At 73.5% G+C, this 18472-nt stretch carries 13 protein-coding genes; 4 read left to right on the forward strand and 9 right to left on the reverse strand.

The genetic code is table 11. The features are described 5' to 3' along the window. Positions 1-132 precede the first annotated feature (132 nt). Positions 133-2148, forward strand: a complete 2016-nt coding sequence (locus IE277_RS15070; protein WP_189952503.1) for an NADPH-dependent 2,4-dienoyl-CoA reductase — start codon at positions 133-135, stop codon at positions 2146-2148. 48 nt (positions 2149-2196) lie between these two features. Further along, entirely contained in the window at positions 2197-2742 is a 546-nt protein-coding gene (locus IE277_RS15075) for a PadR family transcriptional regulator (RefSeq protein WP_189952505.1), read from the forward strand. A gap of 17 nt (positions 2743-2759) precedes the next feature. Here the strand turns inward: IE277_RS15075 and IE277_RS15080 are convergent, their stop codons facing one another. Continuing rightward, complete coding sequence (locus IE277_RS15080) at positions 2760-3368, reverse strand: hypothetical protein (protein ID WP_189952507.1); 609 nt, start codon at positions 3366-3368, stop codon at positions 2760-2762. Positions 3369-3591: 223 nt separating this feature from the next. Further along, positions 3592-4563: a fibronectin type III domain-containing protein gene (locus tag IE277_RS15085; RefSeq protein WP_229881466.1), complete on the reverse strand. Its 972-nt coding sequence runs from the start codon at positions 4561-4563 to the stop codon at positions 3592-3594. A 455-nt stretch (positions 4564-5018) separates the two neighbouring features. Between IE277_RS15085 and IE277_RS15090 the strand changes: the two genes are divergently transcribed. Beyond that, positions 5019-5720: a glycoside hydrolase family 75 protein gene (locus IE277_RS15090; RefSeq protein ID WP_189952511.1), complete on the forward strand. Its 702-nt coding sequence runs from the start codon at positions 5019-5021 to the stop codon at positions 5718-5720. Between the two features lie 21 nt (positions 5721-5741). Here the strand turns inward: IE277_RS15090 and IE277_RS15095 are convergent, their stop codons facing one another. From IE277_RS15095 to dhaK, 3 genes are all read right to left on the reverse strand, one after another. Continuing rightward, positions 5742-6152 carry a PTS-dependent dihydroxyacetone kinase phosphotransferase subunit DhaM gene (locus IE277_RS15095; protein WP_189952513.1) on the reverse strand — a complete coding sequence of 137 codons (411 nt, stop codon included), beginning with the start codon at positions 6150-6152 and terminating at the stop codon, positions 5742-5744. 2 nt (positions 6153-6154) lie between these two features. Continuing rightward, complete coding sequence (gene dhaL / locus IE277_RS15100; protein ID WP_189952515.1) at positions 6155-6754, reverse strand: dihydroxyacetone kinase subunit DhaL; 600 nt, start codon at positions 6752-6754, stop codon at positions 6155-6157. Between the two features lie 67 nt (positions 6755-6821). Then, on the reverse strand, positions 6822-7814 hold the full coding sequence (dhaK, locus tag IE277_RS15105) for a dihydroxyacetone kinase subunit DhaK (protein WP_189952516.1): 993 nt from the start codon (positions 7812-7814) through the stop codon (positions 6822-6824). 931 nt (positions 7815-8745) lie between these two features. Here dhaK and IE277_RS15110 point away from each other — a divergent pair. Continuing rightward, positions 8746-9324: a response regulator transcription factor gene (locus IE277_RS15110; RefSeq protein WP_373310785.1), complete on the forward strand. Its 579-nt coding sequence runs from the start codon at positions 8746-8748 to the stop codon at positions 9322-9324. Here IE277_RS15110 and IE277_RS15115 read toward each other — a convergent pair. The 4 genes from IE277_RS15115 to IE277_RS15130 form a co-directional block, all read right to left on the reverse strand. Then, complete coding sequence (locus IE277_RS15115) at positions 9304-10539, reverse strand: cytochrome P450 (protein ID WP_189952518.1); 1236 nt, start codon at positions 10537-10539, stop codon at positions 9304-9306. The two genes, IE277_RS15110 and IE277_RS15115, sit on opposite strands and share 21 nt — an antisense overlap. A gap of 11 nt (positions 10540-10550) precedes the next feature. After that, positions 10551-10760, reverse strand: coding sequence for an MbtH family protein (locus tag IE277_RS15120; protein WP_189952520.1), 210 nt, complete (start codon positions 10758-10760; stop codon positions 10551-10553). A 59-nt stretch (positions 10761-10819) separates the two neighbouring features. Further along, on the reverse strand, positions 10820-14758 hold the full coding sequence (locus IE277_RS15125; RefSeq protein ID WP_189952522.1) for a non-ribosomal peptide synthetase: 3939 nt from the start codon (positions 14756-14758) through the stop codon (positions 10820-10822). After that, positions 14755-18472 (reverse strand): non-ribosomal peptide synthetase (locus tag IE277_RS15130; RefSeq protein ID WP_189952524.1); only part of this gene is annotated, 3718 nt, incomplete at its 5' end. The genes IE277_RS15125 and IE277_RS15130, both read right to left, overlap by 4 nt.

Here is an 18472-nt window from a genome sequence, read left to right on the forward strand (position 1 = left end):
CGTCCGCCATGGCCGGTGCGGAGTGTCGGCGCGGAGTGGCTGGCGTCACCCCTCAACGTTTGTGCAACTAGTTGCATAAAGGGTCGGGCTTCCTCTAGAACAAGGGTGACGACACCGCGCACGGAGGGCCCGATGAGCCGTTACCCGCACCTGATGACCCCGCTCGACCTGGGCTTCACCACCCTGCCCAACCGCGTACTCATGGGTTCCATGCATGTCGGCCTGGAGGAGGCCGAGCGCGGCTTCGAGCGGATGGCGGCGTTCTACGCGGCCCGCGCCCGCGGCGGCGTGGGCCTCATCGTCACCGGCGGCATCGCCCCCAACGACGAGGGCCGGCCGTACGAGGGCGGCGCCAGGCTCACCACCGAGGCGGAGGCCGAGCAGCACCGGGCCGTCACGGAGGCCGTGCACCGCGAGGGCGGCCGGATCGCGATGCAGATCCTGCACTTCGGGCGGTACGCCTACCACCAGGACCTGGTCGCCCCGAGCGCCCTGCAGGCCCCGATCAGCCCCTTCGTGCCGCGTGAGCTGAGCGACGCCGACATCGAGCGCACCATCGAGGACTACGCCCGCGCCGCCCGCCTCGCCCGGCAGGCCGGCTACGACGGCGTGGAGATCATGGGCTCCGAGGGCTATCTGATCAACGAGTTCATCGCCCGGCAGACCAATCAGCGCACCGACCGCTGGGGCGGCTCCTACGAGAACCGGATGCGCTTCCCCGTCGAGATCGTCAAGCGTGTACGCGAGGCCGTCGGCGAGGACTTCATCGTCATCTACCGCCTCTCCATGCTGGACCTGGTCCCGGGCGGCTCCTCGCTCCAGGAGGTCATCACCCTCGGCAAGGCGGTCGAGGCCGCCGGGGCGACGATCATCAACACCGGCATCGGCTGGCACGAGGCCCGCATCCCCACCATCGCCACCTCCGTCCCGCGCGGCGCCTACACCTGGGTCACCAAGAAGCTCATGGGCGAGGTGTCGGTGCCCCTGGTGACCACCAACCGCATCAACACGCCGGAACTGGCCGAGGAGTTGCTCGCCGGCGGGCACGCGGACATGGTCTCCATGGCCCGCCCGATGCTCGCCGACCCCGACTTCGTCGCCAAGGCCGCCGCCGGCACCCCGGAGGCCATCAACACCTGCATCGGCTGCAACCAGGCCTGCCTCGACCACACCTTCAGCGGGAAGATCACCTCCTGCCTGGTCAACCCGCGCGCCTGCCACGAGACCGAGCTGGTGCTCGCGCCGACCCGGCTGAAGAAGCGCGTCGCGGTCGTCGGTGCCGGCCCGGCAGGCCTCGCCTGCGCGGTCTCCGCCGCCGAACGCGGCCACGAGGTCACGCTCTTCGACGCCGGGAGCGAGGTCGGCGGCCAGCTCAACGTGGCCCGCAAGGTCCCCGGCAAGCAGGAGTTCGACGAGACGCTGCGCTACTTCCGCCACCAGCTCGACGCGCACGGCGTCGACGTACGCCTCGACACCTGGGTCACCGCCGAGACCGTCGCCGGCTACGACGAGGTCGTCGTCGCCACCGGCGTCACCCCGCGCACCCCGGACATCCCCGGCGTCGACCACCCCCGCGTCCTCGGCTACCTGGACGTCCTGCGGGGCGGCGCCCCGGTCGGCGAGCGGGTCGCCGTGCTCGGCGCCGGCGGCATCGGCTTCGACGTCGCCGAGTTCCTCACCGACGGCGGCGACAAGGCGAGCGAGGACCCGGCGACCTACTTCCGGGGCTGGGGCGTCGACATGGACTACCAGGCGCCGGGCGGCCTGGCCGCGCCCGAGCGGCCCGCCCCGCCGCGCCAGGTCCATCTGCTCCAGCGCAAGACCACCAAGGTCGGCGCCGGACTCGGCAAGACCACCGGCTGGATCCACCGCACCGAGCTGAAGCACCGCGGCGTGACCATGGTCCCGGGCGTGCGCTACGACCGGATCGACGACGCCGGTCTGCACATCACGGTCGGCGAGGAGAGCACGGTGCTGGAGGTCGACACGGTGGTGCTGTGCACCGGCCAGGAGCCGCGCCGCGACCTGTACGAGGAGCTGGCCGCCGCCGGGCGCAGCGTGCATCTGATCGGCGGCGCGGACGTCGCGGCCGAACTGGACGCCAAGCGGGCCATCAAGCAGGGCACGGAGCTGGCGGCGGCGCTGTAGGGCGCCTCGCGCACCTCCCCGGGATATGCACCTCCCTAGGATGAGCCCATGTCACTCCCGCACGCGATCCTCACCGCCCTGCTGGAAAAGCCGTCGTCCGGACTGGAACTGACCCGCCGCTTCGACAAGTCGATCGGGTACTTCTGGTCCGCGACGCACCAGCAGATCTATCGCGAGCTGGGGAAGCTGGAAGCCGAGGGGCTCATCCGCGCACTGCCGTCCGAACAGCCGGCGCGCGGGCAGAAGAAGAGCTACGACGTGCTGCCCGCGGGCCGCGCCGAACTGGCCCGCTGGACCGCCGCCGCGCAGGACCCGAAGCCGCAGCGGGATGTGCTCCTGCTGCGGCTTCGGGCCGCGGCGGTGGTCGGCACGGCGGGCCTTGCGGCGGATCTGCGGCGCCATCTGGAGCTGCACCGGCGGCAGTTGGCCGAGTACCAGGAGATCGAGAGGCGCGACTTCCCGCCGGACCGGGACGCCCCCGAGGACCGGCTGCGCCACCTCGTGCTGCGGGCCGGCATCGACCTGGAGACCTTCTGGACCCAGTGGCTCACCCACGCCCTGACGGAGGTCGCCGCCCTGCCCGACGCCGACTGACGTCCGCGCGGGGCGGCTCAGAGCCGGTACGGCCGTGAACGGCGGCGCAGATACCAGCCCGTGGCGATCACCCCGCCGCTCACCAGAGCGGCGCCGAGGCCCAGCGTCAGCGGCCCGTGGTCGCGGGCGGCACCGCCCAGGCCGCCCATCACCCCACGGGAGGGCGCCGGTGAGGACGTCGACGAGATCGTGGGCGACGTTCCTGTGCCCGTGCCCGTGCCCGAACCCGTAACAGCCGTACCCGCGTTCGTGCCCGTGTTCCCGCCCGAGCCCGGCGAGACGATCACCGACTGGGTGCCCGCCGGGCCGCCGCTGGAGCAGAGCACGACCACCGTGTACGTCCCCGGGCTCACCCCCGTCCAGGCGGTGGACTGGCTGATCGTCGTGCCCGCCAGGGCCGACTGCCGGCCCTGGGCGAAGTTCGCCTGCCGGCTGGTGAGCAGGGCCGCGTTGCCCCAGCTGCCGTTGATCTGGGTGCACGCGCTGGTGACCACCGAGACGGTGGACCCGGCGGTGCTGACGGAGACGCCCGAGGCCGCGGCGCCGGGCCCGGCGAGGGCGGCCGGGAGCGCCGCGGCGGCCGCCAGGGTCAGACCGGAGCGGACGACAAGTCGCGAGGTGTGCATGGGCCGGCCCTCCGGCGGCACGGTCGGCGGTACGTCTCATGCGCCGCCGGGGGTCGGGAAACGGCCGTGCTGCCTGGGCAGCAGCCAACGCGGCCCCGGGCTCGCCCGCACCCGGGAGACACCCGGGCAAGTGACGTTTTCCCTCGTCCGGCGCAGGACGGCACGGCGCGGGGATGCACAGGTCAACCGCCTGTGGTCACCGTCAGCCGCCTGCGGTCCATCGTCAGCGTCCTGTGGTCACCGTCCGCTCCGGCGACCAGCCGCCCCAGGTGCCGTCCGGCAGCCGGGCCCGCAGCCGCACCCGGTGCTCCTCGCCCGCGCTCCGGCCCGCATAGAAGCTGTAGCCGGCCCGGCCGGGCGGGGGTGTGCCGCCCCACACCAGCGAGGTGGCCGAGGCGCCGTCGAGCTGGATCCGGTACTCGGTGATCACGCCGTCCACCTGGGGCGGATCCCAGGAGAGGTCGATGTAGTACGCGCCGCCGGCCTGGTGGGTCCGCGCGGTGAATCCCGTGGGCGCGCTGCTCCGGCCGTCGTCGGTGCCCGGGGTGGTGAGGCGCACCGGTCCGCTCGCGGGGGAGAGGTTGTCCGCGGCGTCGCGGGCCCGCACCGTGAAGACGTAGCCGGTGCCGGGGCGCAGCCCGGTGACCACGGTCGCGGTCTGGTTCCCGCCGACGCTGTGGATCTTCGCCCCGCCCTGGTACACGTCGTACGACACCACACCCCGGTCGTCCCGCGAGGCGCCCCACGACAGCTGGACCTCCCGGCTGCCGACGGCCCGCCCGGCGGGATGCGACGGCCGGGTCGGTGCCGAGCGGTCCGCCGCCACCATGACCGGGGTCCGCGCCCGCACCGCCCGGCTCGGCGGGCCGAGCCGGCCCTCGGTGTCCCGGGCCCGCACGGTAAAGGCATACATGGTGGACGGCCTGAGCCTGGTGACGTCCACCATGTGCAGCGAACCCGGCACTTCCTCGACCTTCGTGGTGCCCCGATATACCTCGTAGCGGCGGATGCCGGGGCTGTCCGGCACCGCGTTCCACATCACATGCACGCTCGTGGCGCTGCCCGCCTGCGCGGTGACGCCGGTGGGCGCGCCGGGCGCCCGGCCTTCGTCCTCCTCGGCCCGGCCCCAGCCGCAGGACGCGACCAGCAGCAGAGCCCCACAGACCGGTACCAGCGGCCACGGAACGCGTCGCACGGCTCTGCCTCCCCGGGGACGGCGGCATGGGCACGATGTAAAGGTCCGGACCAATATGGCGCGGCAGGCGCGGTCACGGCAAGAGGGCCGAGACCCGGTGGTGACCATCTCGGGACGTTACGTATGCTGAGGCTTCCGACGGCTGAACTGCCCGAGAGGACACGGCAGTTCATGCCTGTGGCGCGGACACGCTGTCGTCGCCGAAGCCGCGCCGACGCGGGCGGCCGGGGGATCCGGACCGGCACCGGACCGGATCCCCGGCCCCTGTTGTCACTGGGCCTGCCGAAACCTCGCTGAGTGTTTTTTGTCCCTCACGGGGTGTCAGAAGCGTGCTCCATACGGCCGCTTCGGAGCGGCCCGGAGGGCCGGTGGCACCGATGCGCACCACAGTGGGCTGGATGTCCGCCCGGAGCGGCCGGACATCTGTACCGTCCCTGACGAGAGGGTCTCTCATCGTGCGTGTCCCGTCCCTCACCCTGGCCGCGGCCGGCGCCACCCTGCTCGCCCCGGCGACGCTGCCCGTCCCGGCCGCCGCCACCCAGCCCCCGGAACCGCCCGCGACCCTCAGCGAAGGCGCCGTCCCCGCCGCCGACCTGCTCGCCCGGCTCGGCGAGTGCCACGAGATCTCCCACGGCCGCTACCGCACCGACGCCGACAGCCCCGCGACCGTACCCGTCTGCGGCACCAAGGACGTCGTCTACTGGAAGGCCGACCTGGACATCGACTGCGACGGCCGGCCCGGCGCCGAGTGCAACCGCGGCACGGACCCGCAGTTCTCCTCGACGACCGCCTTCCAGCAGTCCGACGGCCGCTATCTGAAGGCCGAGACCCTGCCCTACATCGTCGTCCCGGCCCCGAGCGCCGTCTGGGACCCCGGCAAGCTCGGTGTGCGAGGCGGTGCCGTGGCCGCGGTCGTCTACCAGAACAAGGTGCAGTACGCCGTGGTCGGTGACACGGGCCCGGTCGATGTCATCGGCGAGGCCTCCTACGCCACCGCCCGGGGCCTCGGCATCCGCACCGACCCGGGCGGCGGCGGGGCACCCTCCGACGTCACCTACATCGTCTTCGAGAACTCCCGCGTGGACCCCATCGAGGACCATGCGGCGGCGGTGGCCACGGGAGAGCGGCTGGCCAGGCTGTTCGTCGGGGACCAATGACCGGCCGGCCCCGATGGCGGGTCACACCTTGCGGTAGCCGTACGCCTCCGCCGCCGCGGCCTCGACCGCGTCCAGGTCGGCACCGGTCGCGGCGGTGACCACCGCGGCGACCGCGCCCTCGACGAACGGCGCGTCCACCAGCCGTGTGCCCTCCGGCAGTTCGTCCCCCTCGGCGATCAGCGCCTTCACGGTGAGGACGGCACTGCCGAGGTCGGTGAGCACCGCGACGCCGACCCCCCGGTCCACCGCGGCCGCCGCCGCGCAGATCAGCTCGGCGCTGGTGCCGAGCCCGCCGCCCTCGGTGCCGCCCGCAGGGGCCACGGGCACCGCCTCGGCCCCGCCCGCCAGGCCCTTCGCCAGCTCGGCGACCGAGGCGGCCACCTGAGCGCTGTGCGACACCAGCACGATCCCGACCCGCTTGTCGTCGCTCACCGTCAGCCCTCCGCCGCTTCTTCCAGTGTGGCGATCAGCAGCGCCGACGAGGTCGCGCCCGGATCCTGGTGCCCGATGCTGCGCTCGCCGAGATAGCTCGCCCGGCCCTTGCGGGCCTGCAGCGGGATGGTGGCCTCCGCGCCCTGCTCGGCGGCGGCCCGCGCGGCGGCGAAGCCGTCGCCGAGCGCGTCCACGGCCGGCAGCAGCGCGTCGATCATGGTCTTGTCGCCGGGAGCCGCCCCGCCGAGCGCCATCACCCCGTCCACGCCCGCGCGCAGCGCCTCGGCCAACTGCGCCGTGTCGACCTCGGAGGCATCGCCGAGCGCCTTGCCGGTCCGGCGCAGCAGCGTGCCGTACAGCGGCCCCGACGCGCCGCCGACCGTCGAGATGAGCTGTCGCCCGGCGAGGGTCAGCACGGCGCCCGGGGTGTCCGGCGCGTCCTTCTCCAGGGCGGTCGCCACGGCCCGGAAGCCGCGCTGCAGATTGCTGCCGTGATCGGCGTCGCCGATGGCCGAGTCGAGGTCGGTGAGCCGCTCCGCCTCACGGTCGACGGAGGCGGTGGCCGCCGCCATCCAACGGCGGAAGAAGTCGGCGTCGAGCACAGGATCTCCTTGCGTGGTAAGGGTGTTCACCGGTGTGGCCCGGGTGAGGGGCACCTCGTCCGCCCTATCACATCCCCCAGCGCAGGGCCGGGGTCTTCACCGGTGCGTCCCACAGCCGCAGCAGTTCCTCGTCGACCTGGCACAGCGTCACCGAGGCGCCCGCCATGTCCAGGGAGGTGACGTAGTTGCCGACGAGCGTGCGGGCCACGGCCACCCCGCGCTCGGCGAGCACCCGCTGCACCTCGGCGTTGAAGCCGAACAGCTCCAGCAGCGGGGTGGCGCCCATGCCGTTGACCAGCACCAGCACCGGGTCGCGCGGCGGCATGTCCTCCAGGATCGCGTTCACCGCGAAGTCGGCGATCTCCCCGGACGTCATCATCGGCCGCCGCTCCCGGCCGGGCTCGCCATGGATGCCGATACCCAACTCCAGCTCGCCTTCCGGCAGTTCGAAGGTGGGGCTGCCCTTCGCCGGGGTCGTACAGGCGCTCAGCGCCACACCGAAGCTGCGGGCGTTCTCGTTCACCTGCCGGCCGATGGCCTCCACGCGCTCCAGCGGCTGCCCCTCGGCCGCGGCCGCGCCCGCGATCTTCTCCACGAACAGGGTCGCGCCGGTGCCGCGCCGGCCCGCCGTGTAGAGGCTGTCGGTGACCGCCACGTCGTCGTTCACCAGCACCTTGGCGACCTGGATGCCCTCGTCCTCGGCCAGTTCGGCCGCCATGTCGAAGTTGAGCACGTCACCGGTGTAGTTCTTCACGATGAACAGCACCCCGGCGCCGCTGTCCACGGCGGCCGCGGCCCGGGCCATCTGATCCGGAACCGGTGAGGTGAACACCTCGCCGGGACACGCCGCGGAGAGCATCCCCGGGCCGACGAACCCGCCGTGCAACGGCTCGTGCCCCGAGCCGCCGCCGGACACCAGCGCGACCTGCCCGGCCACCGGGGCGTCCCGGCGGACGATCACCCGCCTCTCCACGTCCACGGTCAGATCGGGATACGCGGCCGCCATCCCGCGCAGCGCATCCGCCACGACGGTCTCCGGGACGTTGATCAGCATCTTCATAAGTGTCTCCCCGGGGGTTTAGCACTTGGGCCCAGAACCTGCTTCTTCGCAGCTCACCGGCGTTGAGGACAGTTTTTGATCTTGGCGGTTCGGTGCGGTCCGAGACGGGTCGTGGTCCCATCTATGGGCAGTATCGACCTTGCGGCAGCGAAGGTCACCCGCGACGGTGTGGTTTTACGGTTCGTGGCGTCCGGTCGACCGACGGTGCTCGCGAAACCACGTCGGACGCACCGCGCCGCGCGACTTCCCGCTGGCTCAATATTTCAGCTTACGTAGAGCCGTGACCGGGGGAGGCGGGGCGTTCGATAACCCAGTGGAAAGGTTTGAGCCAATGTGAATCGTCTGTGCGCACAGTCACGGACACTCACTTTCCGTATGGATAGGGCATTTTCCCTGATCGATGGGTCAAACGTGGACGTGGTCCGAAAGTCCGGCGGGGTGCTGTCGGGGTCTGTGGGCGGTTTGGCATCGCCAGGGTGGCGCATAAACATCCGTTGAGGCCTTGATCGAGTTCTATCATGTGTAATGAACAGCGATTCCACAAAGCCATGGAGAGAACGAGTACGACGCATAACAAACGCTATACGGGGGAACCATGAGTACGACGGCAAGCGGCCTTTCGTGCGAAGAGTCATCCATACGCAATTCCGTCTCCGGAAGCTCCGCCGACGAGGTCAAATCCGCTCTGGCCCAGGCGCAGGCGCTCATCCAATCCGCGTTACGGATCCATGACAATGCCTCGGGGCCCGGTCCGGGCCCGGTCCAGTCGCTCCGCACCGACGAAGCCTTCCGCGCCGCGATCGGCCACTGGCAGTCCCAGCCTCGGCGCGCACCCCTGGAACTCTCCTACGTCGACGTCAACGCCTTTTACTCGTGTAGCTACAGTGGCGCATGGCCAACGCAAGAATGGCTGCTGAAGCGGGGAGCTCCGTTGCGTGTGCTGACCGTGGCGGCCGGCGAGGGCTGCCGCACCCGCTGCCTGGACCGAGTGCTGCACAGCGGTGGCCAGGTGCGGATGTCCATGCACCCGCTGCCCGGCTTCGCCGTGCTGAACCGCACCGTGGCGATCCTGCCCGTCGGCCACCGGGACATCTCTCAGTCGGTACTGGTCCGCGAACCGCACACGGTCAACTCCTTGGGTGTGCTGTTCGACGCGGTGTTCAGCAGGGCCGCCGACTGGTCCATCGCGATGCGCTTCACCTCCCCGGACGGCGGCGAGGAGGACGAGATGCCGCTGAAGGTCCTGCACCTCATGGGCACCGGCCGCACGGACGAGGTGGCCGCTCGCGAACTCGGCATGTCCGTGCGCACGTTCCGGCGTCATGTCTCGGAGGTCATGCAGCGCCTCGACGCCTCGTCCCGGTTCCAGGCCGGGCTGCGCGCCGCCGAGCTGGGGCTGACGACCGGGGCCGCGTCGGCGCCGGCGGAGGCGCCCCGGCGCGGCCGGCCGACGGCCCCCGGCGCGCCCGGCCGGCCGGGGTGCTTCGCCTCAGCCGGTCCGCGGCCGTAGCCGCACCGGCAGGGACTCGAAGCCCCGGATGAGATGAGAAGCAGCCCGGACCGGCTTGCCCACCGGTTCGGGCAGCTCCGTTCGGGACGTCAACTCCGTGAAGAAGACGGTGAGTTCCGCCAGGGCGAGCGCAGCGCCCAGGCAGTAGTGCTCGCCCGGGGCGAGCGCCACATGCCGGTTGGGGGTCCGCAGCGCGTCGAAACGGTCGGGGTCGGGAAAGACGGCGGGGTCGCGGTTGGCGGCGGGTAGCCACACCGCGACCCGGTCCCCCGCCCGCACCGGATGCCCCGCCAGCTCGGTGTCGCGGGCGGCGGTGCGCAGGACGTGCATCGCCGGGCTGGTGAACCGCAGGATCTCCTGGGCGGTCGTCTCCATCGGATGGTCCGCGCGGCGGGCCACCTCCCACTGATCGGGGTGCCGCATCAGCGCGAGCAGTCCGCCGACCGTGGCGTGCCGGGTCGTCTCGTTGCCACCGGAGACGAGTCCGTCGCAGTTGAGGTAGATCTCCTCGTCGGTCAACGGCCGCCCGTCGACCGTGCCCTGGACGAGCGCGGTGACGACGTCGTCCGCCGGCTCCCGCCGCCGGCGTTCGGCGAGTTCGGCGTAGTACATCAGGATGTCCGTGTGGGCCCGGGCCGCCGCGGCGCGGTCGGCCGAGCCGGGCCCCGCGTGGCCGAACGCCGTCATGGTCCGGTCCAGCATGAACGGCCGGTCGGCGGGCGGCACGCCGAGCAGATCGCAGATCACCGTCACGGGCAGCCGGGCCGCGACGTCCACGAAGTCGCAGTCGCCACGCTCCAGCGCCTCGTCGATGACCTCCGTCGCGGTGGCCCGCATGGTGTCGCGCAGCCGGGCCACCATGCGGGGGGTGAAGGCGGCGTTCATGACCTGCCGCAGCCTGGCGTGCCGGGGCGGGTCGGTGACGATGAGCATGCGCTGCGAGGCCGCCTCGGTGGCCCCCGGCGAGTCGTCCAGCCGCATGCCCCGGCCGGAGACGAAGGTCTCCGGCCGGCGCAGCACCTCAAGGGCCTCGCGGTGACCGAGCACCGCCCAGAACGACTCCTTGCCCGTACGCTCGTTGCGGTACACCGGCGACTGCGCGCGCAGCCGCGCCCACAGGGCCGCCGGGTCGCCGTCCCGGTACAGCGACGGGTCGGCCAGGTCGGGGCCGTCGGTCGTCACCGGCTCGGTGCCCGTCGGTTCGAGGAGGGTCATGGCCGGCCCCGTCAGCCGTCGCTGGCGCGGATCAGGCTCGCGGGCCGCATGTCGGTCCAGTGCTCCTCGACGTAGTCGAGGCACTCCTGACGGTCCGCCTCTCCGTGCACCGTCGCCCAGCCGTCGGGAACCGCGGCGAACGCGGGCCACAGGGAGTGCTGACCCTCGTCGTTGCGCAGGACCAGGTAGCGGGCGTCGTTGTCCTCGAAGGGGTTGCTCATGGTGTCGCTCCGTGAGTCGAAGGTGAGTCGGACGTAGCTGGGGCACTGCCGAGCGGGGGTCACCCCGTGGCGTCCAGCCGGGCCCGGACGATGGGTCCGAGCCGGGCGAGTTCGTCGGGCCGGGTCATCCGGCCGTGGGTGGTGGCGATGTCGTGGGCCTCGATCCGCCCGGTGACGTAGGGCCGCCAGGCCTCCGCGTCGGGCAGGCCCTCGGGCCGGCCCAGGGTGGCGCGGAAGTGCAGCAGGTCGCCGTCGTACGGGGTGGGCCGGTGCGCCCGGGCCGCGTGGGCGCCGGCCGGCAGGATGTCCGCGATGGCCGCCAGATGGTCCTCGGTGAAGTCGGCGAGTCCGGCTGCGCGAAGCAGCCGTGCGGCGCGGGCGGTGTCGAGCGGCCCCTCCGCGCGGTCCGGCGGCTCGACGCCGAAGTACTCGGAGAACAGGAAACGCAGCACCTCGCTGCGGTCGGTGGGCTCGTCGGCCGGCAGTGCCTCGGGCGGATAGGAGTCGAGCAGGGCCAGCAGCCCCACCCGGTGGCCGGCCGCCCGTAGCCGCGCCGCGACGGCCTGGGCGAGCTGCCCGCCGAAGGACCAGCCCAGCAGGTGGTACGGGCCGGTGGGCCGGACGTCCAGGATGCGGGCACAGTAGTCGTCCGCCATCCGGTCGACGCCGTCCTCGACATGGTCCGGTTCGGTCAGGCCGCGCGCCTGGATGCCGTACACCGGCCGGTCGGGCGGCAGATGGCGGAGCAGCCCGGTGTAGCACCAGCTGAATCCGCCGGCCGGGTGCAGGCAGAACAGCGGCGGCCGGTTGCCGGTGTCGCGCAACGGCAGCAGGACGGTCCAGGCGTCCCGGGGCTCGCCGCCGCCGAGGCGGCCCGCGAGACCGGCGGGTGTGGGGGCCTCGAAGAGGGCGCGCAGCCCCAGTTCCACGCCGAGCACGGACCGGACGCGGGCGGCGAGCCGGGTGGCCAGCAGGGAGTGCCCGCCGAGCGCGAAGAAGTCGTCCTGCGCGCCCACCCGGGGCAGGCCCAGCACCTCCGCGAACAGATCGCACAGCACCTGCTCGTCGGGGCCCGACGGCGGCGCCTGCCCGGCCGCCTCCGCGTCCGGGGCGGGCAGAGCGCGCCGGTTCACCTTGCCGTTGGGAGTGCGCGGAATCGCGTCGACGACCACGAGGGCGCCGGGGACCATCGCGGCGGGCAACCGGTCGGCGGCGTACCGGCGCAGCGCCACCGGGTCGAGCGGGGCGCCGCCGCGGTCCGGGACCACGTAGCCGACCAGGGCGCGGGCGGCGCCGGGCAGGTCACGCACGGCGACGGCCGCCTCGCTGACGTCCGGGTGCCCGGCGAGGACCGCCTCGACCTCGCCCGGCTCGACGCGCACCCCGCGGACCTTCACCTGGTCGTCGGCGCGCCCCAGGAAGACGAGACTGCCGTCGGGACGCCACTTCACCAGGTCACCGGTGCGGTACATCCGGGCGCCGGGCGGGCCACAGGGATCGGCGAGGAAGCGCTCGGCGGTGGCGGCGGGCCGGCCCAGATAGCCGCGGCCGACGCCGACGCCGCCGTAGTACAGCTCCCCGGGTGTGCCCGGCGGCACCGGGCGCAGGGCGGAGTCCAGCACGAGCGCACGCGTGTTCCACAGCGGACGGCCGATGGACTGATCGTGCGCGTCGCACACGGCGTACAGGCTCTCGCTGCTGACCTCGGTGCAGCCACAGAAGTTGATCAGCCGGGCGTCCGGGCAGCTGAGGGCGAGGCGGGCGGGCAGTTCGGGCGGCATGGGTTCGCCGCTGCTGAGCACCAGCCGCAGGGAGGCGAGCCGTCCGCCGGCCGACCCACCGTCGGCGGCGGTCTCCTCCTCGTGCAGCAGCGACTGGAGAAGGCTCGGTACGGCGGTCAGCACACGGGTGCCGCTCTTGCCGACGAGGTCGGCGAGGGCGGCGGGGTCCTGGGCGGTGACCGCGTCGGCGAGGACGACCCGGCCGCCGTGCACGAGGGTCTGGAGGATCTCCACCGTGCCGTCGATGAAGCTGATCGAACTCTTCGCGCACACGGGGTCGTTGGCGTCGAAGGAGTACAGCTCCGCGAACCAGGCCATACGGTTGACCAGGCCGCTCTGGATGCCGACGACCCCCTTGGGGCGGCCGGTCGAGCCGGAGGTGTAGACGACGTTCACGGCCGTGTCGCCGGTGACGGGCCCCCGCAGCTCCGCGGGGCCCAGAGGTGCCGCCGAGCAGTCGGCGAGGCGGTCCTGGAGGGCGGGTGCGTCGAGGACGGTCCACTCCCCGCCGGGCAGGGCGCCCAGGGCCGCGCTGTCCGTGAGCAGCAGGGCGGGCCTGGCGTCGTCGAGCATGTGGGCGATGCGCTCCGCCGGGTAGCCGGGGTCCACGGGCAGGTAGGCGGCGCCGGTGCGGACGACGGCCAGCAGCGCGACGACCAGCAGGACGGACCGGCCGGTGGCGAGCGCCACGATCCGCTCCGGTCCCGCGCCGAGCTCGATCAGGTGCCGGGCCAGCCGGTTGGCCCGGGCGTCGAGTTCGGCGTATGTCAGCTCCTCGTCGCCGCAGACCAGGGCCGGCCGGTCCGGGCGGGTGCGGACGGAGGCGTCCAGGAGCTGCGCGAGGGTGGAGTGGGGCACCGCGTGGCCGGTGTCGTTCCAGCCGGTCAGCACGGGACTCAGCCGCGCGGGCGGCAGGGGCTCGACCCGGCCCGTCGCCTGGTCAGGGTCGGCGGCGAAGGCCGCGAGGACCGCGCGCAGTCCGGCCAGGATCTCCTCGGCCCGCGCATCGTCGATCAGGTCGGGCCGGTGGTCGAGGCGCAGGTGAAGACGGGTGCCCGGGACGACGGCCAGCATCACCGGATAGTGGGTGGCGTCGTGGCCGGTGACACCGGTCACGGTCAGCTGCCGCGCGGAGAGGGCGCCGGATCCGGTGGGGTAGTTCTCGAAGACGACGACGGTGTCGAAGAGCTCCGAGAGTCCGGCCGCCTTCTGGATGTCGGCGAGCGGCAGATGGTGGTGCGCGCTCGTCGCCAGATGCCGGTCACGGACCTGGGCCGCGATGTCCGCCAGGGGTACGGCGGGAGCCGTGTGGACCCGGGTGGGCACCGTGTTGATGAACAGCCCCACCATGCCGTCCACACCGGGCAGTTCGGCCGGTCGCCCGGACACCACGGTCCCGAAGACGACATCGTCGCGGCCGGTCAGCCGGCCCAGCAGCACCGCCCAGGCCGCCTGGAGGACGTTGCTGAGGGTCAGCCCGCGGGAGCGGGCGAGATCGGTGAGCGCCCGGGTGAGGTCCTCGTCCAGGTCGGCCGCCCTGCGCAACGGGACCCGAGGTGCCGCCGCGCCGGCACCGGTCGGAGCCAGCCGGGTGGGCTCGTCCAGGCCCGCCAGCTCGGCGCGCCAGGCGTCACGGGCGGCCGCGCCGTCCTGCCCGGCCACCCAGGTCAGGTAGTCGCGGTAGGCCGGGGCGGGCGGCAGGGCGGCCGGGTCGCCCTCGGCGTCGTACAGCGCGAACAGCTCGCGCACGAGCACCGGCGTGGACCAGCCGTCCAGCAGGATGTGATGGACCGTGAGCGCCAGCCGGTGGTGGTCCGGCGCGAGCCGCAGCAGGGCGGTGCGCAGCAGCGGGGGAGTGGCCAGCTCGAAGCGGCGGGCGCGGTCTGCGGCGAGGAACTCCGCTGCCCGCTCCGCGCGCTCTGCCGCCGGCAGGCCGCTGAGATCCAGCTCCGTCCAGGGGAGCGCGACCGCGCGCGGCACGACCTGGACCGGCTGGTCCAGGCCCTCCGACCAGAAGGCCGCGCCCAGGTGGGGATGGCGCACGAGCAGGGCCTCGGCGGACCGGCGCAGCCCGGGCGTGTCGAGGGGGCCGTGCAGATCGAGGACGAGCTGGGTGACGTACACGTCGGGCCCGTCCCGGTGGTAGAGGCTGTGGAAGAACAGGCCTTCCTGCAACGGGGACAGCGGCAGGATGTCGCTCAGTCCGGACGGGCTCACCGCGGGAACCTCCAAGCTGCTTCGAGTCGGTCGAGCTGGTCCTGGCTGAGGCTCACCAGCGGCACGTCGGACGGGGTGCGCCCGGCGTCGCCCGGGTCGTGCCGGGCGAGCGCGGCCAGCACCGACAGCCAGGTCTCGGCGAGAGCCCTTACGTCGCCCTCGTCGAGCAGCGCCGTCGGCCAGGTCCACCCGGCGCGCAGCACCGGCCCGTCGGGGCTGTCCTCGGCGACGACGTTCAGGGCGAGGGTGTGGACCACGGGCAGGTCCGGGTCGGCGCCGCCGCCGAAGGCGCCCGGCGCCGGGTCGACCGCCCAGTCGGCGGCCGGGCCGCCGGCCGGGAGCCTGCCGAGGTAGTTGAAGCCGACGCGCGGTTCGGCGAGCGCGGCGAGCCGGGGCGCCGTCCGTTCGCCGAGGTGCCGCAGCAGACCGTGACCGATGCGGTCGCCGGGGGCGGACCGTACCTGTTCCTTGATCCGCTTGACCGCGTCGTCGAGCGCCGGGCCGCCGCGCAGCGCATCGTCCAGATCGGTGTGCGCCAGGTCCAGGCGGACCGGATGGGCGCTGGTGAACCAGCCGACCGTGCGCGAGACGTCCGTGCCGGGCAGGTCCGCGCGGCCGTGCCCCTCCAGTTCGACGAGCAGCGCGCCGCGTGGGGTGCCGCGGTCGCGGCGCCAGTCGGCCACCGCCAACGCGAGTGCGGTGAGCAGCAGTTCGTCGGGGCCGCAGTGGAACGCCGAGGCGACCGTGGTGAGCAGGGCCCGACCGGTGCCGGCGTCCAGGCTGTCCGTGAGCTGCCGGACGGTGCGCGTGAGGTCGCGGCCCGGGACGGGGTCCAGGCCGGGCGCGAGCGGCGCCGGCTCGGCCAGCGTGCGGAGCCAGTACGGCAGTTCGGCGGTGCGGTGTGCGGCGTGCGCCTCGGCGGCGAGCAGGTGCGACCAGCGCCGGAAGGACGTGACGACGGGTTGGAGGCGCGGCTCGCGGCCTTCGGTGAGCGCTCGGCCGGCCTCGGCGAGATCCTCCAGCAGGATGCGCCAGGAGACGCCGTCGACCGCGAGGTGGTGCACGGCGAGGAACAGCCGGCCCGCCTCCTGAGCGCCGTGGTCGAACCAGACGGCGGCCACGGTACGGCCGTCGCCGGGGGCGAGTTCCCGCACGGTGCGCGCCGACTCCTGTGCGATCACCCGCCCGAGCTCCGCGTCACCGCGTCCGCGCAGGTCCACGCGGCGCAGCAGCTCGGCGGCCCGGACGGCGCCGACGGGCGGGACCGTCAGGTTCCAGGAGCCCGCACCGTCGTCGTCCTGCCGGCGCAGCCGCAGCATGTCGTGGTGGTCGAGCAGGGTCTGCAGGACGGCGGCCACGGTCTCCTGCCGTACACCTGCGGGGGTCCGCAGGAGCATCGACTGGTGGAAGCCGTCGGTGGGTCCGCCGAGGCCGTGCAGCCACCGCATCACCGGCGTCGGAAGCACCGTGCCGGCGCCGTCGTCCGGCTGGACCGTCTCCCGGGCCTCCCCGGCCGCCGCGGCGACGCGCGCGAGCGCGGCCGCGGTGCGGTGCCGGAAGACGTCACGCGGCGACACGGCCAGGCCCGCGGCGCGGGCGCGGCTGCTGACCTGGATCGCGGTGATGCTGTCGCCGCCCAGGTCGAAGAAGTCGTCGTCCACGCCGGCGTCCGGGACACCGAGCGCCTCGCGCACGAGGGAGCACAGCTGCTCCTCCACGGCCCCGCGGGGTGCCCGGCCCCCGACGGCGCTCACCGGTTCGGGTGCGGGGAGCGCGGCCCGGTCCAGTTTGCCGTTGGGCGACAGCGGCAGCCGGGGCAGCATGACGAAGGCGGCCGGCACCATGTAGTCGGGGAGCGTCCGCGCGGCGAAGGCCCGCAGCTGCGTGCCGTCGGGTCCGTCCGTGCCGCGGGCGGGCACCACATAACCGACGAGCCGGCTGGTGCGCGGGCCGGTCACCACGTTGACCGCGGCCTGGGCGACACCGGGGTGCGCTGCCAGGACGGTCTCGATCTCGCCGAGTTCGATGCGGTAGCCGTGTACCTTCACCTGCTCGTCGACGCGGCCGACGAACTCCAGTTGCCCGTCCGCCCGACGCCGGGCCAGGTCGCCGGTGCGGTACATGCGGCTGCCCGGGGCGCCCCACGGGTCGGCCACGAAGCGCTCCGCCGTGGCGGCGGGCCGGTACCGGTAGCCACGGGCCACCCCCGCCCCGCCGATGTACACCTCGGCCACGACACCGGGTGGTACCGGCCGTAGCCGCTCGTCGAGCAGATGGACGCGCACACCCCGGACGGGGGTGCCGATGGGCGGGGTGCCGGACCCGGCCAGGGGCTCTGTGACGGTCGCGGAGACGGTGGTCTCGGTCGGGCCGTAGGAGTTGAGCATCCGGCAGCGGAGCGCCCAGTGTTCCACCAGTGCCGGCGGACAGGCCTCGCCGACGACGAACAGCGTCGTGTCCGGCAGCAGCGCGTCGTCCGGCAGGATGGCCAGCACGGACGGGGGGATGGCCAGATGGGTCACCTTCTGCGAGGTCACCAGCGGCACGAGGTCCTCGGCGGCGTTCCACGCACCCGTGGGGTGCATCACCACACAGCCGCCCGCCAGCAGGGTGATCCCGATCTCCCAGAACGCCCCGTCGAAGCTGGGCGAGGCGAACTGGAGCACCCGGCTGCCCGGCCCGACCCCGCCGAGCTCCTCCTGCGAGGCCGCGAGCAGGTTGGCGACGCCCCGGTGCGGCACCTCCACGCCCTTGGGGCGGCCGGTGGAGCCGGAGGTGTAGATCACGTAGGCGATGTGGCCGGGGCGCAGCGGGACGCGACGCTCGGTGTCGTCGAGGCCGTGCGCGGGCGCGGTACGCAGGGCCGCGACAGTCTCGGCGGCGTCGAGGTCCACGACCGGTACGGCCGCGCCGGCGGGCGAGCCGACGACCAGGACCGGGCGGGCGTCGTCGAGCATGTACGCGATGCGGTCGGCGGGATAGTCCGGATCCAGGGGGAGATAGGCGGCGCCCGCCTTCAGGACGGCGAGCATCGCCTCGGCGAGCCGGGGGCCGCGCGGCAGCCGCACCGCGACCACCGTGTCCGGCCCCGCACCGTGTGCGACCAGCACCCGAGCCAGCCTGTTGGCGGCCTCGTCGAGCTCGCGGTACGTGCGCTGTTCGCGGCCCGCCGACACGGCGACGGCGTGCGGGGCCTCACGGACCCGTGCCTCGAACAGGGCGCAGGCCGTGGTCTCGACGGCGGCCGCCACTGCGGGCCGCTCGGTCGCCGCGAGCGCCGCGTACTCCTCCTCGGCCATGATCTCCAGGTCGCCGAAGGGCACGTCGGGCCGGGCCACGGCCTGTCCCAGCAGCCGCAGCAGGCGGGCCGCGAACGCGTCGACGGTCGCCGCGTCGAACAGGTCGGTGCTGTACTCGACGCTGCCCTGGACCCCCTCGGCGCCCAGGTCACCCACGACCCGCTCGGTCAGCCCGATCGTGAGGTCGAAGCGGGCGGCCCGGGTGCCCACGGGCCGCGGGCGCACCCGCAGGCCCGGCAGCTCGACGGCGGTGTCGGCGTTGTTGTCCAGCGCCAGCATCACCTGGAACAGCGGGTTGTACGCGAGGGAACGCCCGGCCCCGACGGCCTCGACGAGTTGTTCGAAGGGGAGGTCCTGGTGGGTGTAGGCGTCGAGGTCGGTGGTGCGGACGCGGGTGAGGAGGTTTCGGAAGGTG

This window comes from Streptomyces alanosinicus (genome assembly GCF_014650595.1).
Taxonomy (GTDB): Bacteria; Actinomycetota; Actinomycetes; order Streptomycetales; family Streptomycetaceae; genus Streptomyces; species Streptomyces alanosinicus.

Bases quoted from the DNA above. Each gene is read 5' to 3' on its own strand.
- IE277_RS15115 (WP_189952518.1), bottom strand. From the start codon at position 10,539: ATGACCCTCCTCGAACCGACGGGCACCGAGCCGGTGACGACCGACGGC.
- IE277_RS15070 (WP_189952503.1), top strand. From the start codon at position 133: ATGAGCCGTTACCCGCACCTGATGACCCCGCTCGACCTGGGCTTCACC.
- IE277_RS15075 (WP_189952505.1), top strand. From the start codon at position 2,197: ATGTCACTCCCGCACGCGATCCTCACCGCCCTGCTGGAAAAGCCGTCG.
- IE277_RS15080 (WP_189952507.1), bottom strand. From the start codon at position 3,368: ATGCACACCTCGCGACTTGTCGTCCGCTCCGGTCTGACCCTGGCGGCC.
- IE277_RS15120 (WP_189952520.1), bottom strand. From the start codon at position 10,760: ATGAGCAACCCCTTCGAGGACAACGACGCCCGCTACCTGGTCCTGCGC.
- dhaK (WP_189952516.1), bottom strand. From the start codon at position 7,814: ATGAAGATGCTGATCAACGTCCCGGAGACCGTCGTGGCGGATGCGCTG.